Origin of the sequence: Actinophytocola xanthii, assembly GCF_001921205.1 — a bacterium.
GTDB lineage: Bacteria > Actinomycetota > Actinomycetes > Mycobacteriales > Pseudonocardiaceae > Actinophytocola > Actinophytocola xanthii.
In genome coordinates this window covers 1-25,554 of sequence record NZ_MSIE01000057.1, presented here as the reverse complement: position 1 = coordinate 25,554, position 25,554 = coordinate 1, and the positions used below count along the sequence as shown (strand labels likewise).

Here is a 25,554-nt window from a genome sequence, read left to right as displayed (position 1 = left end):
GGTCCGCGAGACCGAGGCCCGATCGCGAACCGCTCATCGTCGGGTTCGAGGACGTAGATCTCCCTGGCTCGATCTGGTGTGGCCGGCGCGTTGCCGGTCGGGCTGATGCCCGTCGCAGCACCAGGGGGGTCATCGGTGGCCGCTGGGGTGTCGGCGGCGTCGGGCGGATCCGGCGAGGACTTCGGGGACTTGGTTCTGGCCAAGCACTGTCGGGCCAGGATGCGTTCGACCAGGCTGGGGGCGGGTGGTGCGGTGTTCATACGGCTCTCCGATCGCGGAACTCGAGGGCGGCGGCTACGTGGTCGGCTCCGGGCTGGTCGTCCTCGGCCAAGTCGGCGAGGGTCCAGGCCACGCGCAGGCAACGGTCGGCGCCTCGGGCGGTGACGACGCCGGCGCGCATGCCACGGTCCAGGAGTGCGGTGGCCTTCGCGGGCAAAGCGAATTCCCGGCGGAGGATCGGCCCCGGGGCTTGGGCGTTGGCGAGCCAACCGTGCTGTTTCCAGCGGTCGGCTGCGCGGTGGCGGGCCTTCGCGACTCTCGCTCGCACCTGCGCTGTCGTTTCCGGTTGGCCAACCTCGACGCCGGACATCGCGGTCATCGGGCGCATGCGGACGCGGAGGTCCACCCGGTCGAGCAGCGGACCGGACAGGCGGCCGAGGTAGCGGCGTCGGGCGTGCGGTGAGCAGGTGCAGTCGGACTCCCTCGGTGGCGCACAGGGGCAAGGGTTGGTGGCAAGGATCAGCTGGAATCGGGCGGGATACCGGGCCACGCCGTCCCTCCTGACCAGACGAACCTCGCCCTCTTCCAGCGCCGTGCGGAGTGACTCGAGGCGGTTGGCGGCGAACTCGCAGGCCTCGTCCATGAACAGAACACCGTGATGTGCGCGGCTGATGACGCCGGGCTTCGCGAAGCCAACACCACCCCCCACCAAGCCTGGAACGGACGTTGAGTGGTGTGGGGCGACGAACGGCGCGGTAGTGATCAAGGGTGATCGTGCCGTCAGGCTTCCGGCGATCGAATGGATTGCGGTCACCTCCAGGGCCTGTTCCTCGGTAAGGGGTGGGAGCAGGCCGGGGAGGCGTTTGGCCAACATCGTCTTCCCGGTGCCCGGAGGGCCGGTCAGCAGGACGTGATGGGCGCCAGCCGCCGCGACTTCCAGGGCCCACCGGGCCTCGGGTTGGCCGATCACGTCCGCGAGGTCCAGGACCTCCGGCGAGGGCGAGGGCTGCGGTGCGCTTGGTTCGTGCAGCGCCTCGGAGTCCCCGCGCAGCCAGGTGAGCACGTCGACCAGGCAGTCGGCGCCACGGACCTCGAGGCCAGTGACGAGAGCTGCTTCCGTCAGGGCCGGGGTGGGCACGACGGCGCGGCGCAGGTCGGCTTTGCGGGCGGCGAGGAGACCGGGAAGGACTCCGCGGACGCTGCGGACACGGCCGTCCAGAGCCAGCTCGCCGAGTAGGACGGTGCCTGCGAGGCGTTCCGGCGGCACCCGACCGGCGGCCACGAGGACGGCGCAGGCCAGTGCCAGGTCGTAGCCTGCTCCCCCCTTGGGCAGGGCTGCCGGGGACAGCGCCAGGGTGACCAGCTCGGTCGGCCACTCCTCGCGGCTGTTGCGGATGGCTGCGCGGACGCGTTCCTTCGCCTCGTTCAGGGACGCGTCGGGGAGGCCGACGATCTGGGTTCTGGGACGGCCGCCGCCGATGTCGGCTTCGATCTCGACGATGACGCCGTCGACACCGAACAGGGCGACTGACCAGGCACGGGCTAGCGGCATGACAGGCCGCCGTTCGCGTCTGGTCTGGTGGTGGAGGATTCGACGGTGGGCTCGGAGTCGAGGCGGGCCGAAACTTCGACTCGCGCCGTGCGGGAACCCAGACGGGCCGACATCAGAAGGCCGCCTTGAAGTGTTGGAGGGTGGGAGGTGCGTCGGGAGGCCAGACGATGGCGACGATGTCGAAGCGTTCCTCGCACCAGCCGATGCCGTGGGTGGTGCGCCACTGGCGGGACAGGCGGCGGATGCGGGTGGCCTTCTCCGCTGTCACGGCCTCGGCGGGGTGGCCGTAGTTCGTGCTGGTCCGCGTTTTCACCTCGCAGACGATGAGGCGGCGGCGGTCGGTGGCCACGAGGTCCAGCTCGCCCTCTGGGCAGCGCCAGTTCCTGGACAGCATCACCAGGCCCTGCTCCTCGAGGTACCGCGCGGCCAACTCCTCGCCGCGCACTCCGGTGTGGAGGTGGGGTGCCCGGGGGTGGGTGGTCTCGGTCGTCATGCTTCGACGGTGCCGGGCGGGGAGGGGGCGTGCCAGGGTGTGGTGCCGAACTGTGGACAAGTGCGGCGGTTGTGGACAACCCGCGGTTCTGGGGCTTTGAGCGGGTTGGGCGGGGAGCTGGGTGTGGTATGGGAGCTAGGTGCCGAAGGGGCCCTCTTCGGGCAGCCTGAGGTCGGGCTTGTCCAGCTCCTCGACGTTCACGTCCTTGAACGTGATGACCCGGACGTTCTTGACGAACCGCGCTGGTCGGTACATGTCCCAGACCCACGCGTCGGACATCCGGACCTCGAAGTACACCTCACCGTTCGAGTCGCGTACCTGCACGTCCACGCCGTTGGCCAGGTAGAACCGGCGCTCTGTCTCCACAACGTAGGAGAACTGGCCGACGATGTCGCGATACTCCCGGTAGAGCTGCAACTCCATCTCGGTCTCGTACTTCTCGAGATCCTCCGCGCTCATGCGGTTTCGCGCTCCTCCTGCTCGACGGGGGTCGACCTCCCATTCTGAACCACGGCGGCCGCCGCCACACTCAAGGCCACCGGGTGCGGGGGACGCAGGCCGTGCGCCATCCCCGCCGCCGCCACGTTGACGTACGACCAGCGATGTGCGGGGCTCGGGCCGTGCGCCGCCAGCGCCGCGCTGTGCGCACCCGTGCAGTACCCCTTGTGCTCGTCGAAGCCGTACACCGGGAGCGACTCGTGCAACTCGGTCATTATCCGGTCCCTGGTCACCTTGGCCAGAACCGACGCCGCCGCGACGCAGGCCACCGCCTGGTCGCCCTTGATCACCGGGATGCTCGGCGCGGTCAGGCCGGGCACCCGGAAGCCGTCGATCAGCACGTATCCCGGGTGGACGCGCAGCTGGGCGATCGCCCGGCGCATCCCCTCGATGTTCGACACGTGCACGCCGAGCTGGTCGACCTCCTCGACCGGCACGACGACCACCGCGTAGTCGAGCGCGCGCCGCAGGACCAGGTCGTACATGCGGTCCCGGGCCGCGGCCGTCAGCAGCTTGGAGTCCGTCAGGCCCTCGAAGCGGGCCGCGTCACCCGGGCGCAGCACGCAGGAGGCGATGACCAGCGGACCGGCGCACGCCCCGCGTCCTGCCTCATCGACCCCCGCCACCGGGCCGAGGCCGCGGCGGTCCAGCGCGGCCTGTAACGCCCAGTTGCCCGAGTCACGCCGAAGGATGGCCCGCGGTGGGCGGGACTCCAGCCAGTGGAGGTGGGCCAGCGTCACGGTTCGTCTCCCGACGACCGTGCGGTCTCACCCGATCGCATGGACTTCAGCGCGGTCCGGACCCGACGGCCGACCCACAGCGTGGGCCACGCGGCGACCAGTCCGACGCCCAGCGGCGCGGCCTGCAACGCGACGGCGTTCACCTGCGGGTCGTGGTCCCCCACACCCCGCCACCGCGACGGCGGCAGCACGATGAACCGCACCTTGCCGATGACGTTGTCCACCGGAACCATGCCGTTGGCGCCACCCCCGCCCTGGCACCGCGAGTCGCAGGAGTTGTTGCGGTTGTCGCCCAGCACGAACAGCTGCCCGTCGGGCACGGTGATCGGCGGGAAGGACTCCTGGGTGCGGGCGGCGATCGGCGTCCAGAAGACGTAGGGCTCGTCCAGCGGCTCCCCGTCGACGAGCACCCGGTTCTGTTCGTCGCAGCACTCCACCCGCTGCCCACCGACGGCGACGATCCGCTTGACCACGTCGTCCTCGTCCGGCGCGGCCAGCCCGAACGCCGCACCGATGTCCTGCAGCCACGACACGAACGCGTTGCTGGACCGGTTGGCCTGGAATTCCGACTGGTTCCAGCTGCTGGGGCGCTCGAACACCACCACCTCACCAGGCTCCGGCTCGGTGAAGTTGTAGACGAGCTTGTCGACCAGCACGCGATCCCCGTAGCAGCCCGCACAGCCGTGCAGGGTCTGCTCCATCGACTCGGACGGGATGACGAACACGCGCGCGATGAAGGTCTGGATGAGCAGTGCGAGCAGGAGCGCGACGCCGACCAGGATCGGCAGTTCCTTCCAGAAAGAACGCTGCTTCTTCCGCCGGTGGCCGCGCGCGACGAGGGGATCACGATCCAGCTCAGGCTGGTCGTCTCCCTCGTCCTCGTTGTCCCTGCTGTTACCGGAATGCGCGACGTCAGCCACGGGTGCAGACTACCGGGGTCAGGATTCGGGCGGATCGTTGCGGCGTGCTGGGGTGAGCACCCAGCGCAGCCGCCGGCCCAGTCGGAGCGCGGGCCACGCGACCAGCAGACCGAGCGCGGCGGGCAGGCCCTGCTGCCAGGAGGGGGCGCCGATCGCGGTCGCGCGCTCGCCCTGGGGGTTGTGGTCGCCGACGCCCTGCCAGCGGGACGGCGGCAGCACGATGTACCGCGCCTTGCCGATCACGTTGTCCACCGGCACGGCCCCGCGGGTTCCACCGCCGCCCTGGCAGGTGGAGTCGCAGGAGTCGTTGCGGTTGTCCCCCATCACCCAGATGGTGCCCTCCGGCACCAGTACCCGGTCGAAGCGCTGCCGGCCGTTGGCCATGCCGTTCTGCCAGTAGACGTAGGGCTCGTCCAGGGGCCGCCCGTCGACCATCACGCGCCCCTGCTCGTCGCAACACTGGACGACCTGGCCGCCGACCGCGATCACTCGCTTGACGAAGTCACGCTCGTCCGGCGGGGCGAGCCCGACGAGCGCGCCGACCTGCGACAGCCCGCGGACGAGGATGTTGTCCGACCGCGGCACCTGGATGTCGTTCTCGGTCCACGCCTCGGGACCCTTGAAGACGACGACGTCACCCGGTTGGGGGTCACGGAACCGGTAGACGAGCTTGTCGACCAGCACCCGGTCTCCGGTACATCCCGTGCAGCCGTGCAGGGTCTGCTCCATCGAACCCGACGGGATCGAGTAGACCCTGCCCAGGAAGTGCTGGATGAGGAAGGTCAGCAGCATCGCCACCGCGAACAGGGTGAGCAGCTCACGCCACAGCGGCTGCTTCTTCGCCGGCCGCCGGTGCCGGCCCCGGCGCGTCGACTCGGTCTCGGCGACGGAGCCATCCTCAGAACCGTCGCCGGCGTCATCTACAGAACCGTCGCCGGAACCGTCACCAGCCTCACGAGAAATGGCCTCACCCGAGGTCTCGCCCTCCGACCCGGAACCGGAGCCGGCCTCTGGGGCCTTCCGGTCGGGGTCCGGATCATCCTCTGGGGTGTGCGAGTGCACTGGGGTGACCACGAATCCAGGCTACGGGAGTTCGAGGAGACGTGGCGGCACCCGCTCAGGAGGTCGAGGCGGGCTCGCGCCGCTCCTTGATCTTCGCGGCCTTGCCGCGGAGCTCGCGGAGGTAGTAGAGCTTCGCGCGGCGGACGTCACCGCGGCGGTCGACCTCGATCTGGGCGATGTTCGGGGAGTGCACCGGGAAGGTGCGCTCGACGCCGACGCCGAAGGAGATCTTGCGGACCGTGAAGGTCTCCCGGATGCCCCCGCCCTGACGGCGGATGACGGCGCCCTTGAAGACCTGGACCCGCTCGCGGGAGCCCTCGATGACGCGGACGTGGACCTTCAGCGTGTCGCCCGGGCGGAAGTCCGGGATGTCGGAGCGCAGCGACTTGGCGTCCAGGGCATCCAGGGTGTTCATCGGTGTATCCGTCCTCATGTCGTTCGTACGTCCCAGGCACGCGCGGCGATCCGCCACGGTGTCAACCTGGGGAGTCAACGTCGAGTGCGCCGAGGGGCCGCCCGGTCGCAGCAGTCAGACCAGTATGTCATGCACGACCGGCGGCATCGAAACCGGGATCGTCCGCCGACCGCAGTCGGGCCAGGTGAGCCCGGTCGTGCTTGTCCAGGGCGCCCTCCGGCAACGCCTCCAGCAGCTCCGGCCGGCGGTGGAAGGTCCTGGCCAGCGCCTGCTCGCGACGCCACCGGTCGATCGCGCCGTGGTTGCCCGAGCGCAGCACCTCCGGCACCGCGAGGTCGCGCCACACCTCAGGGCGCGTGTAGCTCGGGCCCTCGAGGAGCCCGTCGGAGAACGAGTCCTGCTCGGCGGAGGCCGGGTTGCCCAGCACGCCGGGCAGCAGGCGGGCGAGCGCCTCGACCATGACCATGACCGCGACCTCGCCGCCGACCAGCACGTAGTCGCCGATCGACACCTCGTCGACCGGCATCCGGCGCGCCGCGTCGTCCAGAACACGCTGGTCGATGCCCTCGTACCGGCCGCAGGCGAACATCAGCCACTCCTCCGCCGCGTACTCGCGGGCGAGCGCCTGGGTGAACGGGCGACCGGCGGGGGTCGGGACGACGAGGCGAGGCGTTCCCTCCGCGCAGAGCTCGTCCAGCGCCTCACCCCAGACCTGCGGCTTCATCACCATGCCGGGGCCGCCGCCGTACGGGCTGTCGTCGACGGCCTTGTGCACGTCGTGGGTCCAGGCCCGCAGGTCGTGGACCTCGAGGGAGAGCAGACCGCGCTCGATGGCGCGGCCGAGGAGCGCCTGGCGCAGCGGGTCCAGGTACTCGGGGAAGATCGTGACGACGTCGATGCGCACTTAGCTCAGCAGGCCTTCCGGCGGGTCCAGCACCACGCGTCCGCCGGCGATGTCCACGGTGGGGACGATCTCGCGGACGAACGGGACCAGCACCTCGCCGCCCTCGCCGCGGTCGACGACCAGCAGCTCGCCGGCCGGCATGCGGGCGACCTCCTTGACGCGTCCGACCTCGGTCCCGTCGGCCAGCACGGCGGCGAGGCCCTCGAGCTCGTGGTCGTAGTACGCGTCGGGGTCGTCGGAGGGAGGAAGGTCGGCGGCGTCGACCAACAGCTGGGCGCCGCGCAGGGTCTCGGCCGTCGTCCGGTCGGGCACCTCGGCGAACCGGACCAGCAACCGGCCCGAGTGCGGACGGGCCGTCGTGACGGTGACCGGGCGGACCGAGCGGTCCCGGAGCCGTGCGGAGAGCACGGCCCCGGGCGCGAAGCGCTCCTCCGGTGAGTCGGTGTGGATGTCGACAGCCAGCTCACCGGTGATGCCGTGGGCCTTGGCCACCCGGCCGACCAGCAGAAGCTCGCTCACTGGTCGGTGTCGACGACGTCCACTCGGATACCGCGACCGCCGATTCCGGCCATCACGGTGCGCAGCGCGGTGGCCGTGCGGCCGCCGCGGCCGATGACCTTGCCGAGATCGTCGGGGTTGACGTGCAGCTCGAGCGTGCGACCGCGGCGGGTCGTCACGAGCTCGACGCGCACGTCGTCCGGGTTGTCGACGATGCCCCGGACGAGGTGCTCGAGAGCGTCAGCGAGGAAGCTCACGACTCGTCCTTGGCACCCTCATCCGCAGCGGCGTCCTTGGCCGTGTCCTTGGCCTCGTCCTTCTTGGCCTCGTCCTTCTTGGCCTCGGACTTCCGGGCGCCGCCCTTCTTCTTCGGGGTGGTGGCCTCGGTGGTCGGCTCCTCGCCCGCGGCCTTGAGGGCGGCGTCGAACAGCTCCTGCTTGCTCGGCTTGCCCTCGGCGTGCTTGAGCGTGCCCTCGGTGCCCGGCAGGCCCTTGAACTTCTGCCAGTCGCCGGTGATCTCCAGGATCCGCTGGACCGACTCCGTCGGCTGGGCGCCGACGCCGAGCCAGTACTGGGTGCGATCGGAGTCGACCTCGATCAGGCTCGGCTCGTCCTTCGGGTGGTACCGGCCGATCGTCTCGATGGCCTTGCCGCTGCGGCGGGTACGCGAGTCGGCGACGACCACGCGGTAGTACGGCGCCCGGATCTTGCCGAGGCGCTGCAGCTTGATCTTGACTGCCACTGGTTGTGGTGCTCCTGTCGATGATGGTTCCGGGCACCGGCGAACCCGCGTGGGGATTGCGGAGGCGCTGGTGCCCCAAGTTCGGTGGCGCCATGGCACGGTGAGAGGGTCCGACCACGACGGACAGCCGTACATTCTGCCAGACGGCTCGCCTCAGGCCGGCATGACCCCGGTCGCGACCAGCAGTACGGCGAGCGCCGGCAGGAAGTTGTTGATCTGGTGGGCGACGATGCTGGCGCCGAGCCGCCCGGTGAACAGCCGGGCCAGGCCGATCGGAATGCCGATCACCAGCAGGAGCGAGGTGCGCAGCGGCTCGAGGTGGCTGATCGCGAAGATGACCGTGGTGAGGACGAACACCAGCCACCGACCGAGGGCGAGCCGCTCGAGCGCTCCCCAGAGCAGGCCGCGGTAGATGATCTCCTCGCCGATCGGGGCGAGCAGCCAGACGAACAGGAACAGCAGGATGGCGGCGGCGAGCGGCATGCGCTCGTTCTCCACCAGCCGTCCGACGGCCGAGCTGGCGTTCTCCTCGCCGACGAAGTTGGTCCAGAGCACGGCCGCGATCGTGGTGCAGACCAGCCCGATCGCACCGAACTTGACGCCGGCGCGCAGGTCCTCCCGGGTGAGTGACCAGCGCAGGTCGATCTTCGGGCCGTTGCCCCGCAGCTTGGTGACGAGCAGGGCGGTCCCCGTGGCGAGGACCGTGGGAACCATCGTGCCGACCAGGACGACCGTCACCGAGTCGAGGCTGCCTGGGGCGACGGTGCCGAAGAGCGCGCCGATCACCACCGCGGAGAGCACGAACACGGCGAAGACGAGCAGGAACGCCCCGAAACCCCAGCGGTGAGTCCGAACCGGAGGGTCGGCGGGCGGGGAGTCCGTGGGCTCCGTCACTTCCCGTTCGGTCGTCATCTACCTGAGAGTAGTCCGTTCGCGCGTTTCGATCTGGACCAGAGGTGGATCAGATCATGACCCGGCGGGGACGGCGGTCACGGGAGGAGGCGACCCCGGAGGAACAGGTGGGTGGGGGTGCGCAGCGTCGTGAGGTCCGTTCGCGGGTCGGTCGCGTAGACCGCGATGTCGGCGGCCGAGGACTCCTGGATGCCGGACCAGCCGAGCCACGATCGGGCCGACCAGGAGGCCGCGGCGAGGGCCTGCTCGCGGCTCATGCCGGTCTCGTGCAGGGCGATGATCTCGTCGACGATGCGACCGTGGGCGATGCCACCTCCGGCGTCGGTTCCGGCATAGACGGGGATGCCGGCCTCGATCGCGCTGCCGACCGTGCGGCGGACGCGGCCGTAGAGGTCGAGCATGTGCCCGGCGTAGCGGGGGTACTTGCTGGCACCGGCCGCGATGCCCGGAAACGTCTCGATGTTGATCAGCGTGGGGACCAGCGCGGTCCCGTGCTCCACCATCGCGGCGATCGTCTCGTCGGTCAGGCCCGTTCCGTGCTCGATGCAGTCGATGCCGGCCTCGATGAGGCTCAGCAGGCCGTCGGAGCCGAACACGTGCGCGGTCACCCGCGCCCCCGCCTCGTGCGCCACCCGGATGGCCTCGGCCAGTACGTCGTCTGGCCACAACGGCGCCAGGTCGCCGACCTCGCGGTCGATGTAGTCGCCGACCAGCTTCACCCAGCCGTCGCCGATCGCGGCCTGCTCGGCCACGACCTCGGGCAGCAGCGCCGGGTCGTCGAGCTCCTCGGCGAGGCCGCGGATGTAGCGCTTGGGCCGGGCGATGTGCCGGCCGGCCCGGATCAGTCGGGGCAGGTCGAGGCGCTCCTGCAGCGGGCTCGTGTCGATCGGGGAACCGCAGTCCCGGATCAGCAGGGCGCCGGCGTCGCGGTCGGTCTCGGCGTGGGCCGCTGCCTGCGCGAGGTCCTCGGCGATCCCCACGTGGCAGTGCGCGTCCACCAGGCCCGGCAGCAGGTAGCCGCCGTCGACGACGGTCTCCGCGCCCGGCACCGGCTCGGTCCGGATGCGGCCGTTGACGATCCACAGGTCGCGCTCCACGTCGTCGGGGAGCACGACACCACGCAGGTGCAGGGCGGTCACGGCGGCCTACTCGCCCTTGCCCTTGTCGTTCTTGCCCTTGTCGTCCTTGCCCTTGTCGTCCTTGTCCTTGTCGTCCTTGTCCTTGGGCAGCCGGAACTTCTTCGGGTCGAAGCCGGGCGGGATCTGGTCGAGGCCGGCCAGGCCGGGCGGGAGCTCGTTGAGGCCCGGTGGCATCCGGGACAGGTCCGGCATGCCGCCCGGCATCCCGGGCATTCCGGGCATCCCCGGCATCCCGGGCAGGCCGCCACGCATCTTGGGCGGGGTGGGCCCGCGCCCCTTCCCTTTCTTCCCCTTCTTGCCCTTGCGCGTTTTGCTCACCCGGTTCGCGCCCGGCAGGCCGAACCGGCCGGCCATCTGCTGCATCATCTTGCGCGCCTCGAAGAACCGGTTGACCAGGTCGTTGACGTCACGCACCGCGACGCCCGAGCCGCGCGCGATGCGCTGGCGACGGGACGCGTTGATCATCTTCGGGTCCTGGCGCTCGGCCGGGGTCATGCCGCGGATGATCGCCTGCAACCGGTCCAGGTGCTTGTCGTCGACCTGGGCCAGCTGGTCCTTCATCTGGCCGGCGCCGGGCAGCATGCCGAGCAGGTTCGCGATCGGTCCCATCCGGCGGACGGCGAGCATCTGCTCGAGGAAGTCCTCCAGGGTCAGCTCGCCGGTGCCGATCTTGGCCGCGGCCGCCTCGGCCTGCTGGTGGTCGAACACCTGCTCGGCCTGCTCGATCAGCGTGAGCACGTCGCCCATGCCGAGGATGCGCGAGGCCATCCGGTCCGGGTGGAAGGTGTCGAAGTCCTCGAGCTTCTCGCCGTTGGAGGCGAACATGATCGGCTGACCGGTGACCTCGCGGACCGAGAGCGCGGCACCACCGCGGGCGTCGCCGTCGAGCTTGGTGAGCACGACACCGGTGAAGCCGACACCGTCGCGGAAGGCCTCGGCCGTGGTTACCGCGTCCTGACCGATCATCGCGTCGACCACGAACAGCACCTCGTCGGGCTGCACGGCCTCACGGATCTGGGCGGCCTGGCGCATCATCTCCTCGTCGACGCCCAGCCGGCCGGCGGTGTCGACGATGACCACGTCGTGCTGCGCGCGCCGGGCCTCCTCGATCGAGCGGCGCGCGACGTCGACCGGGTCCCCGACGCCGTTGCCCGGCTCGGGGGCGAAGGTCGGCACCCCCGCCCGCTCGCCGACCACCTGCAGCTGGGTCACCGCGTTGGGTCGCTGCAGGTCGCACGCGACGAGCAGCGGCGTGTGGCCCTGCCCGACGAGGTGCTTGGCGAGCTTTCCGGCCAGCGTGGTCTTACCGGAACCCTGCAGGCCGGCGAGCATGATCACCGTCGGCGGGGTCTTGGCCAGGGAGAGCCGCCTGGTCTCCCCGCCGAGGATGCCGACCAGCTCCTCGTTGACGATCTTGACGACCTGCTGCGCCGGGTTCAGCGCCGCGGAGACCTCCGCACCCTTGGCACGTTCCTTGACGTTGGCGATGAACGTCCGCACCACGGGCAGCGCGACGTCCGCCTCCAGCAGCGCGATCCTGATCTCGCGTGCGGTGGCGTCGATGTCGGCCTCGGACAGCCGGCCCCGGCCACGCAGGTTCTGCAGGACCGAGGTGAGCCGGTCGGAGAGAGTGTCGAACACGACGTCGAGGGTAGTCGCTGCCGGGAGGTGGACATCGGGACGGGCTCGACCCCTCGACGAGCCCCGTCCCGATTCCGCACATCCACCCCGGTGTGCGGAACACAGCCTCGCCGACCTGACGGCCCGCCGGGAGCGTGATCGTCCCCTGTTCGCACCGGGTGGAACTACTCAGCAGACGGCGAGGACGGCCCGCTCGACCCCACGCCGCCACTCCGCACTCGCGGTGTCCCCGCCCGCGCTCGGCGAGACCGCGAGGGAGAACGACGCGATGGCCGTGCCGCCGACCTGCATCGCCCTCGCCCACACCACGTCCACCCCGCGGCGCTCGAACACCTCGGCGACCCCGTGCAGCAGGCCGAGCCGGTCCGCGGAGCGGAGCTCGAGCACGACCGCCGCGGTCCCATCGCCGGTCTCCCCGTCGAACCACAGCACCCGCGGCTCCGGCGGGTCGTCGAGCCGGTCGGCGTAGTCGCGTTCCTTGGCGGCGAGCTTCTCGGCCAGCGGCAGCGACCCGGACACCGCGCGGGTGAACTGCTCGCGCAGCAGGCCCGCGTCCGGCAGCCGGCCGAACCGCGGGGACACGGCGAAGGTGTCGACAGCCACCCCGCCGTGCGACCGCAGCTCGGCCGCGTGCACCTTGAGCGAGTTCAGCGCGAGGACGCCGGCCGCGCGCGAGAGCAGCCCGGGGTGGTCGGGGGCGAGCATCGTGACCGTCGCGACCGAGCCGCTGGTGTCGATCAGCACGTCGGGCCTGCCCGACCCGGCAACCGCCTGGGCGAGCGCCTGGGCCTGCGTGTCCAGGGGCTTGGGTCCCTCGTGGCCCCCGCCGGCCATCACCTCCCGGCAGCGGGCGACGAGCTCGGCCACCAGCGCCGCCTTCCAGTCCGACCAGACCCCCGGCCCGGTCGCGAGCGAGTCGGCCTCGGCCAGCCCGTGCAGGAGCTCGAGCAGCACGGGGTCGCCGTCGAGCGTGTCGACAACCCGGCGGACGGTGACCTCGTCGGCGATGTTGCGCCGGGTCGCGGTGTGCGGCAGCAGCAGGTGGTGGCGGACCATCGCCGACAGCGTGGCCACGTCCTCCTCGGACAGCCCGAGCCGCTCCCCGACCTGGGTCGCGAGCGCGGCGCCGACGACCGAGTGGTCGGCGTCGCGCCCCTTGCCGATGTCGTGCAGGACGGTGCCGATCAGCAGGAGGTCGGGCCGGGAGACGGTGGTGACCAGCCTGGCGGCGTTGGCGGTGGCGACGACGAGGTGCCGGTCCACCGTCCAGAGGTGGGCGGCGTCGCGCGGCGGCAGGTCGCGGACCGCGCCCCATTCGGGGAACAGCCGCGCCCAGAGCCCGGTCCGGTCCAACGCCTCGACCACGTCGATCAGGCCCTCCCCCGCGCCGAGCAGGGACACCAGCTCCTGGCGGACCTCCGCCGGCCACGGGCCACGCAGCTCGGGCGCGGACTCGCTCAGCCGGGACAGCGCGCTCGGTGCGATCGGCCGGCCGCTGCGTGCCGCGGCGGCGGCCACCCGCAGCAGCAGGCCGGGGTCCCTGGCCGGGTCGGCGTCGCGGGCGAGCGTGACCTCCTCCGCGTGCAGCACCACCCCCTCGGCCAGCGGTCGTCTGGCCGGCGCGCGGCGCAGGACGCCGAGGACCCGGCGGTTGCCGACCTGCTGACCGGCACGCAACGCCACCTCGAGCGCGTAGGCGACGGCTCGCCCCGCCCCGGACAGCGCCCTGGCCAGGGCGAAACGGTCTCCCAGGCCGAGCACGCTGGCGACCTCGTCGCCGTCCTGGGGCATCAGCACGTCCCGCGGCCGCCCGGCGATCCGGCGCAGCTCGGTCCGCGTGTCCAGCAGCAGCTTGCGGGCCTGGGCGACCTCACCGGCCGGGCGGTCGACGAGCTGGGCCAGCGCGAGCGCGTCGAGCATGGCCAGGTCACGCAGCCCGCCCCGGCCGTGCTTGAGGTCCGGTTCGACCCAGTGCGCGACCTCGCCGCTGCGTCGCCAGCGTTCGCGGGCGGAGTCGACCATCTCCTCGAAGCGCCGGCGCACCCCCGCCCGCCAGGCCTCCCTGGCCTGGTCGGCGAGCTGCCGGCTGATCTCGGGATCCCCGGCGAGATGCCGGGCGTCGAGCAGGCCGAGCGCGGTCCGCAGGTCCTTGGCGGCGACCTCGAGAGCCTCCCGCACGGTGCGCACCGAGTGGTCCAGCCCGACTCCGGAGTTCCACAGCGGATACCAGAGCTGTTCGGCGGCCGTACTCACGTCGCCGGCCGGACCGTTCTCGCCGGCGTGCACGAGCACCAGGTCGAGGTCGGAGTAGGGAACGAGCTCGCGGCGGCCGAGCCCGCCGACCGCGACCAGGGCGATTCCCGGGGTGTCCGGCCGGATGCCCGCGTGGGCGGCGTGCACGGTCAGCCAGAACTCGTGGAGGTCGGTCAGCGCTTCGCGCAGTGCCTCCGGCGCGAGCCGTCCCGCCTGGTTCGGCCCGCGCCCGCCGAGCAGGCGGTCGCGGGCGAGAACCAGGTCGGCGGCGGTGGGGGCGGCCGGAACCGGCGCTCCGGCCCGTCCGGCCGCCCCCTCCCCCTTCAGCGACATCAGAGGGCGTCGGTGCCGCGCTCCCCGGTGCGCACCCTGACCACGGTGTCCACCGGCGTGACCCAGACCTTGCCGTCACCGATCTTGCCCGTGCGCGCCGCCTCAACCACGGCGTCCACCACCTTGTCCCCGAGGGTGTCGTCGACCAGCACCTCCACCCGGACCTTGGGCACGAAGTCGACCGAGTACTCGGCGCCGCGGTAGACCTCGGTGTGACCCTTCTGCCGGCCGTAGCCCTGGACCTCGCTTACGGTCATGCCAAGCACACCGACCTGCTCCAGCGCGGCCTTCACGTCGTCCAGCGTGAACGGCTTGATGATCGCCGTGACCAGCTTCATGGCGTAACGCCTTCCTTGCGCGCGTTGGACGGGACCTTGCCGGCGAGGGTGTCCGCGGCCCTGGTCATCCCCGAGGACCCGCTGCGCACCCCGGAGAACTCGTAGGCGCTCTCCGCGTGCTCGGCCTCGTCGATGCCGTTGACCTCGGCCTCCTCGTCGACCCGGAAGCCCATTGTGACCTTGATCAGGAAGCCGATGACGAACGTCGCCACCAACGAGTAGGCCAGGACCGCGCCGGCGCCGACCGCCTGCTTGCCCAGCTGGGTGAGGCCCCCGCCGTAGAACAGGCCGTCCGCGCCCAGCTCGTTCACGCCGACCGTGCCGAAGAACCCGATCAGCAGCGTGCCGACGAGACCACCGACCAGGTGAACGCCGACCACGTCGAGGGAGTCGTCGAAGCCGAACCGGTACTTGAGGCCGACGGCGAGCGCGCAGACCGCACCGGCGATCACACCGATCGCGAGCGCACCCCAGATGTCGACGAAGGCACAGGCCGGGGTGATCCCGACCAGACCGGCGACGACACCGGAAGCGGCACCGAGGCTGGTCGCGTGCCCGTCCCGGAGCCGCTCGATCAGCAGCCAGCCCAGGATCGCGGCGCAGGTCGCGGCGAGGGTGTTGATGAACGCGAGGCCCGCGAGGCCGTTGGCGCCCAGCGCCGAGCCGGCGTTGAACCCGAACCAGCCGAACCAGAGCAGGCCGGCGCCGAGCATCACGAACGGCAGGTTGTGCGGCTTCATCGGCTCCTTGGGCCAGCCGCGGCGCTTGCCGAGCACGATGGCCAGGGCCAGCGCGGCGGCACCGGCGTTGATGTGCACCGCGGTGCCGCCGGCGAAGTCGAGCGCGACCAGGTCGTTGGCGATCCAGCCGCCGACGTGGCCGGAGTCGTTGCTGAAGTCGAAGACCCAGTGCGCGACCGGGAAGTAGACCAGCGTCGCCCACAGGGCGGCGAAGACCAGCCAGGCACCGAAGCGGGCCCGGTCGGCGATCGCGCCCGCGATCAGCGCGACCGTGATGATCGCGAACATGCCCTGGAACGCGACGAACGCGGTGCCCGAGAGCGCCTCACCGCCGAGCAGCCCGCTCAGCCCGAGGTACTGGGTCACGTCGCCGAACAGGCCACCGGTGACGTCGTCGCCGAAAGCCAGCGAGTAGCCGAAGACCACCCACAGCACGCCGACGACGGCCATCGCACCGAAGCACATCATCAGCATGTTGAGCACGCTCTTGGTACGCACCATGCCGCCGTAGAAGAACGCCAGACCCGGCGTCATCAACAGCACCAGGGCGGCACTGGTGAGCACCCAGGCCGTATTCCCTTCCACGCTTCCTCCTCTTGTACGTCCCCTTGGCCCTGCCCCCGGCGGCCTTCGACCTTGCGGAGGAGCATCGAGAAGGGACGTTTCGCAGGATCGCGTGCCACGTTTCACGCCGGTGAACTGTCGCCGTGATCGTGTTACGACCAGGTTTCCGGGTTTGGGCGGGCTCGCTAGGGCGCGTCCGCACAGTCCCGGTCGATGGGCTTCGTGATCCAGGTCGTCGCTGGCAAGGCGGAGGGCGGGCCTCGTACCGGGTCGTACTCGGCCTGTCCGACAACGTGGCCAGCGGCGGGCTGGGCGCGAAGACCGCGATCGAGGGCTGTGTGGACGTGCCCTAGGGCGGCGGCAGGCGGTAGACCGAGAGCGAGCGCGGGCGGACCCGGAAGGTGAACCGGCTGCCGCTCGGGCCGACCTCGCCGTCGGTGGCGATCCTGCGGTCGGGGCCGAGCAGGGTGACCTCGGTCGCCGGGGCCTCGAAGTGCCGGTACACGTGGCTGGTCTGCAGCGTGCCGGTGAGGGCGGCGAGGACGAAGCGGGCACGCGAGTACGGGAGGTCCGCCCGCAGGTACCGGACGTCGAGCTTGCCCGAGGACAGGCTGGCGCGGCGGGCCGCGCCGAAGCCCTTGGGCTGGTAGGAGCCGTTGCCCACGAACAACATCCAGACCAGCTTGAACTCGCCGTCGAGCAGGATCGGCAGCGGCTGGGCGCGGCGCAGGGTGCGCGGCATGGCCACCGCCGCGGCGAACCACTTCGGCCAGCGGGACTCGAGCTTCTCCCGCAGCCGCACCAGCTCCGGGTAGCCGCCCAGGCTCGCGGTGTTGATGAACGTGATCCGCTCGGTGCTCTCCCGGCGCTCGACGGCCACCTCCGCGACGTCCACGCTCACCGCCGCGCCCACCTGGGTGGCGTCGCGGGTGTCCGCCGGCCCGTCGACTCCCAGGTCCCGGGCGAAGTGGTCGAGCGTGCCGGCCGGCACGACGACCAGTGGCAACGCGTAGCGCACGGCGAGGTCGGCGACAGCGGTCACCGTGCCGTCGCCGCCGGCGGCGCCGACCGCCCGGACCCCGCCCTGGTCGAGGCGGGTGGTCATGGCCTTGACCGGGTCGGTGTTGGGCTCGATGCGGATGATCTCCGCCTCCGGCCACATCGCGATGATCTCCGCTGTGGGGTCGACGTTGTCGGTTCCGGACGCGGGGTTCACCAGGACCACCAGGCCGCTCCCGTCGCCGACCTCGGGCACGTCGACCGGCGGTTCGCTCTGCTCGGGCAGACCGGCGCCGTGCGGCCACCAGTGCCGGGTGGCCCAGGCCGCGCCGACACCGATCGCCGCGCCGGCGGCGACGTCGCTCGGCCAGTGGACGCCGGTGTGCACGCGGGAGTACCCGACCAGTGCCGCCGCCGGGAACACGACGGCGCCGATCGGGCCGTGCTCCATGGCCACGGCCGAGGCGAACGCGAACGCCGAGGCGGAGTGCCCGGAGGGGAAGGACGAGGAGGTGGGCCGCCGGGTCATCCGGCGGTGCACGGGCAGCAGCTCGGCGGCCGGCCGGCGGCGCGGGAACAGCCGCTTGGCGACCAGGCTCGCGGAGAAGCTGGCCCCGCCGATCGCGGCGAGACCGCGCAGACCGGCCCGCCGGGTCGCCCCCTTGCGGGCGACGAGCAGGGCCGCGACGGCGAACCAGAGCTTGCTGTGGTCGGCAGCCCGGCCCAGCCGGCGGAACAGGGTGTCGAACGGGGTCGGCGGCAGCTCGCCGCTGCGCCGCACGAGCTCGGCGTCGACGCGCCCCACGCGCCAGTAGGACCGGCGAATTCTCCCAACACTGGTCGCAAGTCCGGCCGGGCTCCGTCGATGACGTCTCTCATCCCGACGAAGTGCGGCCCGTCGGCCTGCTTCGAACAGTGCTGCTCTGATCACTCCGGCAACGGTAGCCCTCTTGGCCGTCCCGAGCAGATCGCGGCGAGCGGGCCGTGCAGCGGCGGCGCGGTGAGCGGGCGAGCGTCGACCGTCGCCACGGCGTCGGGCTCGGCCGCCCCGGCGCCGACGAGGACGGCGCGGGCCTGGCTCGCCGGGAGCAGGTTGAACCAGCGCAGGACGAACTCGGTACGGCCGGTCGTGCCCAGCGACCCCCAGATCCGCAGGCGGGCCATCCCGCCGTCCGGGTAGACATCCATCCGGACCTCGCTCACCTCCGCGGTTTCCGGGAGCAGGAAGCGGTGCCGGGTGTCCGGCTGGAGCCGGGTCCGGTCGAGCAGCACCCGGTCACCGGCGGTCAGCGACGCCCAGCCGGGCGCGTTGCCCTTGAAGTGGCTGGTGTCCAGCTCCGCCATCCTGGGCACGCCGGGGCCGGCCAGCAGGACCGACACCCAGTCGTTGCCCTCGTCGCGGCGGCGCGCGGTCTCCCAGCCCTCCCCCATCACCGCGGCGAAGCCGGGCGAGATGAGGTTGGCCGGCGAGGAGTAGAACATGTTGCTGCACCCGGAGATCGTCGCGCCGTTCTCCAGCGCGGCCAGGTCGACCCAGCCCAGGTCGAGGAAGCGCGGGTCGGCCACCGGCTCACCGTGCACGCGCAGGCGGGCCACTCCCCCGTCGGGAATGATCGTCAACCGGACGTGGGTGAAGCGGTGCTGGTCCTCGACGGCGAAGGGGTTCTTCGTGTCGCCGGCCAGGGGCGAGCGGGGTACGAGCGGGTGCCACTCGGCCTCCGCCAGCTCCGCCGGGCTGGGGTAGCCCTCCACCGCGCAGGCGTCGACAGCGCAGAACGGCGGGTAGTTCCCGGTGAAGAACGCCGTGTCGACCACGACGCCGCGCACCACGCCGGGCAGGCCGAGGCGGACCACGGCCTGGTCGGTCCCGGTGTCCCGGCGTCGGCGGGTCTCCCACCCGTCGTAGATCTGTCCCTTGTGGCCGAACGTGGCCGGCTGGAACACCGGCTCGCTTGCCCGGACCAGGTTCTCCCGCTCGGCGAACAGCTCGTCGTTGGCCCACACGACGCTGCCGCCCACCCGCCGCGACGCCAGGTCGGGCAGCGCGGTCCAGGCCGCCGGGCCGCTCATGCCAGCCCTCGCACGAGCAGGCGCCCGCCCGGCTCGCCGGTGACCTCGCGGCCGCGCAGCCACGTCGAGCGGACGACACCACGCAGCCGGCGGCCGTCGTAGGCCGTGACCGGGTTGCGGTGGTGGAGTGCCGCCGCGTCGACGGTGAACTCGGCGTCGGGGGCGAACACGCACAGGTCGGCGTCGCGGCCGGGCTCGATGCGGCCCTTGTGCCGCAGGCCGACCAGGTCGGCGGGGGCCGCCGACATCCAGCCCACCACTGTGGACAACGGGACACCCCTGGCCGAGGCCTCGGTCCACATGGCCGGCAGGCCCAGCTGCAGGCCGGCGATGCCGCCCCAGGCCCGGCCGAAGTCGCCGGTGTCCAGGCGCTTGAGCGAGGCGAGGGAGGGCGAGTGGTCGCTGACCACGCAGTCGACCACGCCGTCGGCCAGGGCCTGCCAGAGCCGGTCCTGGTTGGCCGAGTCGCGGATGGGCGGGCAGCACTTGAACTGGGTGGCGCCGTCGGGGATGTCCTCGGCGCGCAGGGTCAGGTAGTGCGGGCAGGTCTCGGCGGTGAGGCGGACCCCGTCGCGCCGGGCCGTGGCGACCAGCGGCAGCGCGTCCGACGAGGACAGGTGCAGGACGTGCACCCTGGCGTCGGCGGTGCGGGCGCGGTCGATGACGGTGGCGATCGCGCTGTCCTCGGCCGCCGCGGGGCGGGAGGCGAGGAAGTCGGCGTAGCGGCGGCCGGCCGCCGGCGGGGCGTTCGCGATGACCTCGGGGTCCTCGGCATGCACGATCGTGAGCGCGTCGACGCCGTGCAGCAGCCGGAGCACGTCCCCCAGCTCGTCGGGGTCGAGGAAGCCGAACTCGTCGACTCCGCTGTGCAGCAGGAAGCACTTGAAGCCGAACACCCCGGCCTGGTGCAGCCCGATCAGCTCGCCCAGGTTTCCGGGGACGGCACCGCCCCAGAAGCCGACGTCGACGTGGATGCGGTCGCGGGCGACGGCCCGCTTCATCGCCAGCGCGGCGAGATCCGTGGTCGGCGGGACGCTGTTGAGCGGCATGTCGATCAGCGTGGTGACCCCGCCGGCGGCGGCAGCCCTGGTCGCGCTGGGGAAGCCCTCCCAGTCGGTGCGCCCGGGGTCGTTGACGTGGACGTGGGTGTCGACGAGACCGGGCAGCAGTACCTCGTCCTCGGCGAGCTCGACGACCCGTTCCGCCGGCACAGGGCTCGGCGAGACCTCGACGACCACCCCGTCCCGGACGGCGACCCAGCCCGGCTCCTCGCCGCCCGGAGTGATCACGCGGGGGGCGTGGAACGCCAGGTCGGCCCTGGTCACAGCGGTTCCCGACGGCCAAGCGCGTCCAGCTCCACCTCGGACAGCCCGCACAGGCCCCTGACCTCGTCGCTGGAGAGCGCACCGCAGTCCACCGCACGGCGCAGCGAGGAGGCCAGCGCCTGGGCCGTCGCCGGCTCGTCCAGCACCCCGCCGCCGGTGGAGTCCACATAGGCCCGCAGCCGGGCGGCGTCGGCCGGTGCGCTCTCCAGGTGGTGGACGAAGTTCGCCGCGTACCGGGTGACCAGCTGCGCGGGGTGCATGTCCCAGCCCTGGTGGAAGCCGTTGGCCAGCGACCGCAGGACGAGCGTGTAGTGCGTACGCCACGCCTCGGTCACCGCGTCCCGGTTCCCCACCGGCAGCACGTTGCTCGACCCGTCGGACAGGCGTACGCCGGTGCCCGCCGCGCTGACCTGCATGACGTGCCGGGCGAAGTCGCAGGCTGGGTGGGCGAGGTGCTGCTCGGCGGCGGGCAGCCCGCAGGCCGCCGTGTAGTCGTAGGTGCCGAAGTGCAGTCCGCTCACCCGTCCCCGCCCGGCCTCGAGGAACCGAGGGACGGCCAGCCGCCCCTCGGAGTCCACGATGGACTGCGTGGTCTCGACCTGGATCTCGAACCGCAGCGCGCCCTCGGCCAGCCCGAGGTGGGACTCCAGCAACCCCAACACGTCCACCAGCGCGGCGACCTGGGCGACGTCGGTGACCTTCGGGAAGGTCAGTACCGGCGCCCGGCCGAGCGCGGTGACGAACAGGTCCAGCGTGCGCACTCCCCGGGCGAACAGCTCGGGCGTGTCGAACGACTTGAACCGCAGCCCCACCCACGGCGGTGGGACCGGCCAGCCGGCGACGAGGTCCGCGCAACGCAGCGCGTCGGCGTCCTCGTCGGCGTCCGGCCGGACCCCGTAGCCGTCCTCGAAGTCGATCCGCAGGTCCTCCACCGGTTCCAGCCGCAGCTTCGCGACCACCTTGGCGTGTACCGCCTCCGCGAGCTCGCCCGGCAGCCCGAACAGGCCGGCGAACGCCGCCGGGTCCGGGGCGTGTTCCTCGATCGCGGCCAGCGCGGCCGCGCCCCACGCCTCGGCCACGTCGCCGACCACCTGATCGGCCGGCACGTAGCAGGTGTGCACGGGTTGGCGGCCGGCCGCGTCGCCGGGGTACCTGGCCACCCGGGCGGTGTCCACCTCGGACAGCCGGTGGGCGATCCCGGCGAGCGCGGCGCCGTCCAGGGAGGTACGCACGGGTCAGATCCGCTCGTAGGCGGGCAGGGTGAGGAAGTCGGGGAACTCCTCGGCCAGCGCCACCTGTTCGAACAGCTCGACCGCCGGCTCCAGGAACTCGGCGGGCAACGCCTCGGTGAGCTCGTCGCGCACCGAGCCCAGTACCGAGCGGACCAGGTCGGTGCTGACCTGCGCACCGGTGTCCAGCACGACGCCGTTGCGCACCCACTGCCATACCTGGGAGCGGGAGATCTCGGCGGTCGCCGCGTCCTCCATCAGGTTGTGGATGGCGGCCGCACCGTTGCCGGACAGCCACGACGCCAGGTACCGCACGCCGACGTCGACAGCCGCCCGCAGACCGGCCTCGGTGGCGGCGCCGGGCGTGGACTTCACGTCGAGCAGCTGCTCGGCGGTGACCGAGACGTCCTCCCGCAGGCGGTCGAGCTGGTTCGGGCGCTCGCCGAGCACCGCGCCGAACTCCTCGGCGCAGATGTCGACCAGGTCCGGATGCGCCACCCAGGAGCCGTCGAACCCGTCGCCTGCCTCGCGCCGCTTGTCGTCGTGCACCTTGGCCAGTGCCTTCTCGGTGACCTCGGGGTCGCGGCGGTTGGGGATGAACGCTGCCATCCCGCCCATCGCGAACGCGCCGCGCTTGTGGCAGGTGCGCACGAGCAGCTCGGTGTAGGCACGCATGAACGGCGCGGTCATCGTCACGTCGTTGCGGTCGGGCAGCACGAAGTCGGACCCGGCGTCGCGGAAGTACTTGATCAGGCTGAACAGGTAGTCCCAGCGGCCGGCGTTGAGTCCGGAGGCGTGCTCGCGCAGCTCGTAGAGGATCTCCTCCATCTCGAACGCGGCCGGGATCGTCTCGATCAGCACGGTGGCCCGGACGGTGCCGTGCGGGATGCCGAGCCGCTCCTCGGCGAAGGTGAACACGTCGTTCCACAGCCGCGCCTCGAGGTGGCTCTCCATCTTGGGCAGGTAGAAGTAGGGACCGCTGCCGCGCTCGAGGAGTGCCTTGGCGTTGTGGAAGAAGTAGAACCCGAAGTCGACCAGGGCACCCACCGCGCGGCGGCCGTCGACGGTGAGGTGCCGCTCGTCGAGGTGCCAGCCGCGGGGCCGCATCACGATCACGGCGGGCCGCACGTCCTCCTTGAGCGCGTACTCCTTGCCCTCCGGGGAGGTGAAGCTGATCGTGCCGCGGACCGCGTCGAACAGGTTCACCTGGCCGGAGACGACGTTGTGCCAGTGCGGGGTGTTGGCGTCCTCCAGGTCCGCGAGCCAGACGCGGGCGCCCGAGTTGAGCGCGTTGATCGCCATCTTGCGCTCGGTCGGGCCGGTGATCTCCACCCGACGGTCGGTCAGGTCCGGCGGCGCCTGCGCGACCCGCCACTCCGACTCGCGCACCTCGGCCGTCTCCGGCAGGAAGTCCAGCCGTCCGGTGCGCGACGCCTCCGCCCGCCGCTCCGCTCTGGCGGCGAGCAGCTCGTCGCGCCGCGCGGCGAACCGCGTGTGCAGCTCCCCGACGAACTCCAGCGCCGCCGGGGTCAGTATCTCCTCGCTCCGCTCGACCGATTCGCCGAGTACCTGGGTGTCGACCATGGGTTACACCCTAGGTCCGATCACCACCGCCCGCGGTGGATGAGTTCGTCACGGTCTCGGCGTGGCCGGCGGCGGGCCGAGCTGCCGGGGTGGATCTCCGGCTCGTCCGGGTAGCCGATGGAGATCGCGCCGATCGGCTCGTAGTCGTCCGGGACGCCGAAGGCCTCGCGGAACGGCGCGATGTCGTCGGGTCCGATGCCGAAGTAGAGCGCGCCGAGCCCCTCGTCGACGACGGTCTGCAGGATCAGCAGCGCGGCCATGCCGGTGTCGATGTGCCAGAACGGCATGGGCCAGCGGGACTCGTCGCGGTCGGTCCAGCCCTTGTCGGGCTCGGCGTAGCGGTCGAGGTAGACCCGCTTGCAGGAGAACGGCACGATCACCAGCGGGGCGGTCTCCCGGACGCTGGCCATGGCCCAGGACGAGCCGACCGCCCAGAACCGGGCCAGGTCCTCGCCCTCGAGGACGAGGAAGGCCTGCCCCTGGGAGAAGCCGGCGGACGGGCCGCGGGTGGCGTTGCGCAGGATCCGGTCGAGGATCTCGGCGGGTACCGGGCGGTTCTGGTAGCGGCGCACCATCCGCCGCTTGCGCACGACGTCCTGGAACTCCACGTTCGTCAGCCTAGCAACGCGTCGACGAACGCCCCGGGCTCGAACGGGGCGAGGTCGTCGGCGCCCTCGCCGAGGCCGACGAGCTTGACCGGAACGCCGAGCTCGCGCTGGACCTGGAAGACGATGCCGCCCTTGGCGGTCCCGTCGAGCTTGGTGAGCACGATGCCGGTGACGTCGACGACGTCGGCGAACACGCGGGCCTGGGTGAGCCCGTTCTGGCCGGTGGTGGCGTCGAGGACGAGGAGCACCTCGTCGACCCTGGTCTGCTTCTCGACGACGCGCTTGACCTTGCCCAACTCGTCCATCAGCCCGGTCTTGGTGTGCAGCCGGCCCGCGGTGTCGACCAGCACGGCGTCCACCCCGGTCTGGACCCCGCGCTTGACCGAGTCGAAGGCGACCGCGGCCGGGTCGGAGCCCTCCTTGCCGCGGACGACCTCGGCGCCGACGCGTTCGGCCCAGGTGGCGAGCTGCTCGGTGGCCGCGGCCCGGAACGTGTCGGCGGCGCCGAGGACGACCGAACGCCCGTCGGCGACCAGGACGCGGGCGAGCTTGCCGGTGGTGGTGGTCTTGCCGGTGCCGTTGACCCCGGTGACCAGGACGACGGCGGGGAGCTTGGTGCCGTTGGACTCGTGCGGGAGGGCGCGGACGGCGCGGTCCATCTCGGGGTGCAGGGCGTCGACGAGGACCTCGCGGAGGAGCGCGCGCGCCTGCTCGGGGGTGCGGACGCCCCGGGCGACCAGCTCGGCCCGCAGGCGGTCGACGACCTCCTGGGTGGTGGCCGCGCCGAGGTCGGCGAGCAGGAGGGTGTCCTCGACCTCGGTCCAGGAGTCCTCGTCGAGGTCGCCGGCGCCGAGGAGGCCGAGCAGGCCGGTGCCGAACGTGGAGCGGGACCGAGAGAGACGCCCCCGGAGCCGCTCGAGGCGGCCGGTGGTCGGGGCGATCTCCTCGGTGGGGGCGGGGGTGGTCGGCAGCGGCTCGACCGGTACCTCTTCGGTGACCGGTGTGGTCGCCGACGGCACCGGCTCGGTGAGCGGCTCGGCCGTCGGCGTCTGGGTCGGCGTGAGCGGTGTCTGGGTCGGTGACTGGGTCGGGACCGGGGCGGTGATCGGCTCGCTGGTGGTCGGGCCGGGAGGCACGGACGGTGCCTGCTGCCCGCCGGGGGCGAGGCTGATCCCGGCGCCGGCCTGGTAGCCCTTCGGCTTCTCCAGCTCGACCGGCTCCTGCTCGGTCAGGCTGATCCGCCGCCGCCGGGTGAGCGTCAGCCCCACGACCAGCGCGAGCAACACCAACACAGCAACGACGACGATGACCACGATCACAGTGCTCGACACGTCAGCCATCCTCGCATCACCGCAGGACCAGGCGGTGACCGACGCCGGGCGGAGGTGGCTGGGCCAGGGCTTCGACCAGGCTCGACATCGGCTGTCCCTTCGCACCGCGACGTATTCACACGGCGATCCGCAACCAGCAAGAGGGTCGGAAAGGAAATTTCTTCACCTGGTGGCCTTTTCCAACGGGCTGGCCCACTTTCGCGTCACTCGTGCCCGCTGATGACGGGTCCACACCCAAAGATCAGTTGGGCCGGGTCGCCGTCCGTTGTTTACCGACAGTGAGTTACTGACCGTGGCTGTGGCCCAGGCGTTATTGCGCTTTGACGGTGAGCGTCGCTCGACCAGCAAACGCTCACTGATCGCCTACGACCACTAACACCAACTTCACGGAATCAAACATCTAGTGTCCTGAGTCGGTAGTTCGTTGGCAGTTGTAGGGTGTGGC

Annotated in this window: 23 protein-coding genes and 2 pseudogenes; 1 reads left to right on the top strand and 24 read right to left on the bottom strand. The window is 71.8% G+C overall.

The annotated features are described in order from the left end of the window. Positions 1 to 256: 256 nt before the first annotated feature. The 24 genes and pseudogenes from BU204_RS27755 to ftsY form a co-directional block, all read right to left on the bottom strand. A complete protein-coding gene (locus tag BU204_RS27755; RefSeq protein ID WP_075128713.1) occupies positions 257 to 1,771 on the bottom strand; it encodes a YifB family Mg chelatase-like AAA ATPase in 1,515 nt (504 codons plus the stop codon). Positions 1,772 to 1,883: 112 nt separating this feature from the next. Continuing rightward, the gene (locus BU204_RS27750) at positions 1,884 to 2,264 is read right to left on the bottom strand and encodes a YraN family protein (RefSeq protein WP_075128712.1); all 381 of its coding nucleotides are present in this window, start codon (positions 2,262 to 2,264) and stop codon (positions 1,884 to 1,886) included. Positions 2,265 to 2,399: 135 nt separating this feature from the next. Next, the gene (locus tag BU204_RS27745) at positions 2,400 to 2,723 is read right to left on the bottom strand and encodes a DUF2469 domain-containing protein (RefSeq protein WP_075128711.1); all 324 of its coding nucleotides are present in this window, start codon (positions 2,721 to 2,723) and stop codon (positions 2,400 to 2,402) included. Further along, on the bottom strand, positions 2,720 to 3,478 hold the full coding sequence (locus tag BU204_RS27740) for a ribonuclease HII (protein WP_198943018.1): 759 nt from the start codon (positions 3,476 to 3,478) through the stop codon (positions 2,720 to 2,722). Before BU204_RS27740 ends, BU204_RS27745 begins: the two co-directional genes overlap by 4 nt. 20 nt (positions 3,479 to 3,498) lie before the next feature. Beyond that, positions 3,499 to 4,422 (bottom strand): signal peptidase I, encoded by a 924-nt coding sequence (gene lepB, locus BU204_RS27735; protein WP_083661696.1) that lies wholly within the window; start codon positions 4,420 to 4,422, stop codon positions 3,499 to 3,501. 18 nt (positions 4,423 to 4,440) lie between these two features. Beyond that, entirely contained in the window at positions 4,441 to 5,496 is a 1,056-nt protein-coding gene (gene lepB / locus BU204_RS27730; protein ID WP_233160675.1) for a signal peptidase I, read from the bottom strand. Between the two features lie 43 nt (positions 5,497 to 5,539). After that, positions 5,540 to 5,899, bottom strand: a complete 360-nt coding sequence (rplS, locus tag BU204_RS27725; RefSeq protein ID WP_075128709.1) for a 50S ribosomal protein L19 — start codon at positions 5,897 to 5,899, stop codon at positions 5,540 to 5,542. A 127-nt stretch (positions 5,900 to 6,026) separates the two neighbouring features. Beyond that, positions 6,027 to 6,803, bottom strand: coding sequence for a tRNA (guanosine(37)-N1)-methyltransferase TrmD (trmD, locus tag BU204_RS27720; RefSeq protein WP_075128708.1), 777 nt, complete (start codon positions 6,801 to 6,803; stop codon positions 6,027 to 6,029). Continuing rightward, positions 6,804 to 7,322 (bottom strand): ribosome maturation factor RimM, encoded by a 519-nt coding sequence (rimM, locus tag BU204_RS27715; protein WP_143229797.1) that lies wholly within the window; start codon positions 7,320 to 7,322, stop codon positions 6,804 to 6,806. After that, positions 7,319 to 7,558, bottom strand: coding sequence for an RNA-binding protein (locus tag BU204_RS27710; protein ID WP_075128707.1), 240 nt, complete (start codon positions 7,556 to 7,558; stop codon positions 7,319 to 7,321). Before BU204_RS27710 ends, rimM begins: the two co-directional genes overlap by 4 nt. Then, the gene (gene rpsP / locus BU204_RS27705) at positions 7,555 to 8,043 is read right to left on the bottom strand and encodes a 30S ribosomal protein S16 (protein WP_075128706.1); all 489 of its coding nucleotides are present in this window, start codon (positions 8,041 to 8,043) and stop codon (positions 7,555 to 7,557) included. Before rpsP ends, BU204_RS27710 begins: the two co-directional genes overlap by 4 nt. Before the next feature lie 153 nt (positions 8,044 to 8,196). Further along, the gene (locus BU204_RS27700) at positions 8,197 to 8,955 is read right to left on the bottom strand and encodes a CPBP family intramembrane glutamic endopeptidase (protein ID WP_075128705.1); all 759 of its coding nucleotides are present in this window, start codon (positions 8,953 to 8,955) and stop codon (positions 8,197 to 8,199) included. 77 nt (positions 8,956 to 9,032) lie between these two features. Beyond that, on the bottom strand, positions 9,033 to 10,094 hold the full coding sequence (locus tag BU204_RS27695; RefSeq protein ID WP_198943017.1) for an amidohydrolase family protein: 1,062 nt from the start codon (positions 10,092 to 10,094) through the stop codon (positions 9,033 to 9,035). A 6-nt stretch (positions 10,095 to 10,100) separates the two neighbouring features. Next, the gene (ffh, locus tag BU204_RS27690; RefSeq protein ID WP_083661694.1) at positions 10,101 to 11,735 is read right to left on the bottom strand and encodes a signal recognition particle protein; all 1,635 of its coding nucleotides are present in this window, start codon (positions 11,733 to 11,735) and stop codon (positions 10,101 to 10,103) included. A 168-nt stretch (positions 11,736 to 11,903) separates the two neighbouring features. Continuing rightward, positions 11,904 to 14,321, bottom strand: coding sequence for a [protein-PII] uridylyltransferase (locus BU204_RS27685; protein WP_083661693.1), 2,418 nt, complete (start codon positions 14,319 to 14,321; stop codon positions 11,904 to 11,906). Next, a complete protein-coding gene (locus BU204_RS27680; protein WP_075128704.1) occupies positions 14,321 to 14,659 on the bottom strand; it encodes a P-II family nitrogen regulator in 339 nt (112 codons plus the stop codon). Before BU204_RS27680 ends, BU204_RS27685 begins: the two co-directional genes overlap by 1 nt. After that, positions 14,656 to 15,984, bottom strand: coding sequence for an ammonium transporter (locus tag BU204_RS27675; protein WP_075128703.1), 1,329 nt, complete (start codon positions 15,982 to 15,984; stop codon positions 14,656 to 14,658). Before BU204_RS27675 ends, BU204_RS27680 begins: the two co-directional genes overlap by 4 nt. A 328-nt stretch (positions 15,985 to 16,312) precedes the next feature. Next, entirely contained in the window at positions 16,313 to 17,767 is a 1,455-nt protein-coding gene (locus BU204_RS27670) for a bifunctional phosphatase PAP2/diacylglycerol kinase family protein (protein ID WP_233160673.1), read from the bottom strand. Positions 17,768 to 18,060: 293 nt separating this feature from the next. Beyond that, positions 18,061 to 19,032, bottom strand: a pseudogene (alc, locus tag BU204_RS27665) (allantoicase); the annotation flags it as partial. Further along, the gene (gene allB, locus BU204_RS27660; RefSeq protein WP_075128702.1) at positions 19,029 to 20,357 is read right to left on the bottom strand and encodes an allantoinase AllB; all 1,329 of its coding nucleotides are present in this window, start codon (positions 20,355 to 20,357) and stop codon (positions 19,029 to 19,031) included. The pseudogene alc and the gene allB, both read right to left, overlap by 4 nt. Then, positions 20,354 to 21,589, bottom strand: coding sequence for a DUF6986 family protein (locus BU204_RS27655; protein ID WP_075128701.1), 1,236 nt, complete (start codon positions 21,587 to 21,589; stop codon positions 20,354 to 20,356). The genes allB and BU204_RS27655 overlap by 4 nt, the downstream gene beginning before the upstream one ends. Positions 21,590 to 21,592: 3 nt before the next feature. Continuing rightward, positions 21,593 to 23,170 (bottom strand): malate synthase A, encoded by a 1,578-nt coding sequence (gene aceB, locus BU204_RS27650; RefSeq protein WP_075128700.1) that lies wholly within the window; start codon positions 23,168 to 23,170, stop codon positions 21,593 to 21,595. A 20-nt stretch (positions 23,171 to 23,190) separates the two neighbouring features. Beyond that, the gene (locus tag BU204_RS27645) at positions 23,191 to 23,778 is read right to left on the bottom strand and encodes a nitroreductase family protein (RefSeq protein ID WP_075128699.1); all 588 of its coding nucleotides are present in this window, start codon (positions 23,776 to 23,778) and stop codon (positions 23,191 to 23,193) included. Between the two features lie 5 nt (positions 23,779 to 23,783). Beyond that, positions 23,784 to 25,118 carry a signal recognition particle-docking protein FtsY gene (ftsY, locus tag BU204_RS27640; protein ID WP_075128698.1) on the bottom strand — a complete coding sequence of 445 codons (1,335 nt, stop codon included), beginning with the start codon at positions 25,116 to 25,118 and terminating at the stop codon, positions 23,784 to 23,786. 238 nt (positions 25,119 to 25,356) lie between these two features. Between ftsY and BU204_RS42420 the strand changes: the two are divergent. Beyond that, a pseudogene (locus BU204_RS42420) lies at positions 25,357 to 25,446 on the top strand (IS982 family transposase); the annotation flags it as partial. Positions 25,447 to 25,554: the final 108 nt, after the last annotated feature.

Excerpts from the sequence above, each read along its gene's own strand:
- BU204_RS27745 (WP_075128711.1), bottom strand. The coding sequence starts at position 2,723 with ATGAGCGCGGAGGATCTCGAGAAGTACGAGACCGAGATGGAGTTGCAG.
- rplS (WP_075128709.1), bottom strand. The coding sequence starts at position 5,899 with ATGAACACCCTGGATGCCCTGGACGCCAAGTCGCTGCGCTCCGACATC.
- BU204_RS27755 (WP_075128713.1), bottom strand. The coding sequence starts at position 1,771 with ATGCCGCTAGCCCGTGCCTGGTCAGTCGCCCTGTTCGGTGTCGACGGC.
- aceB (WP_075128700.1), bottom strand. The coding sequence starts at position 23,170 with ATGGTCGACACCCAGGTACTCGGCGAATCGGTCGAGCGGAGCGAGGAG.
- ftsY (WP_075128698.1), bottom strand. The coding sequence starts at position 25,118 with ATGGCTGACGTGTCGAGCACTGTGATCGTGGTCATCGTCGTCGTTGCT.
- BU204_RS27700 (WP_075128705.1), bottom strand. The coding sequence starts at position 8,955 with ATGACGACCGAACGGGAAGTGACGGAGCCCACGGACTCCCCGCCCGCC.
- BU204_RS27750 (WP_075128712.1), bottom strand. The coding sequence starts at position 2,264 with ATGACGACCGAGACCACCCACCCCCGGGCACCCCACCTCCACACCGGA.
- BU204_RS27680 (WP_075128704.1), bottom strand. The coding sequence starts at position 14,659 with ATGAAGCTGGTCACGGCGATCATCAAGCCGTTCACGCTGGACGACGTG.
- BU204_RS27685 (WP_083661693.1), bottom strand. The coding sequence starts at position 14,321 with ATGTCGCTGAAGGGGGAGGGGGCGGCCGGACGGGCCGGAGCGCCGGTT.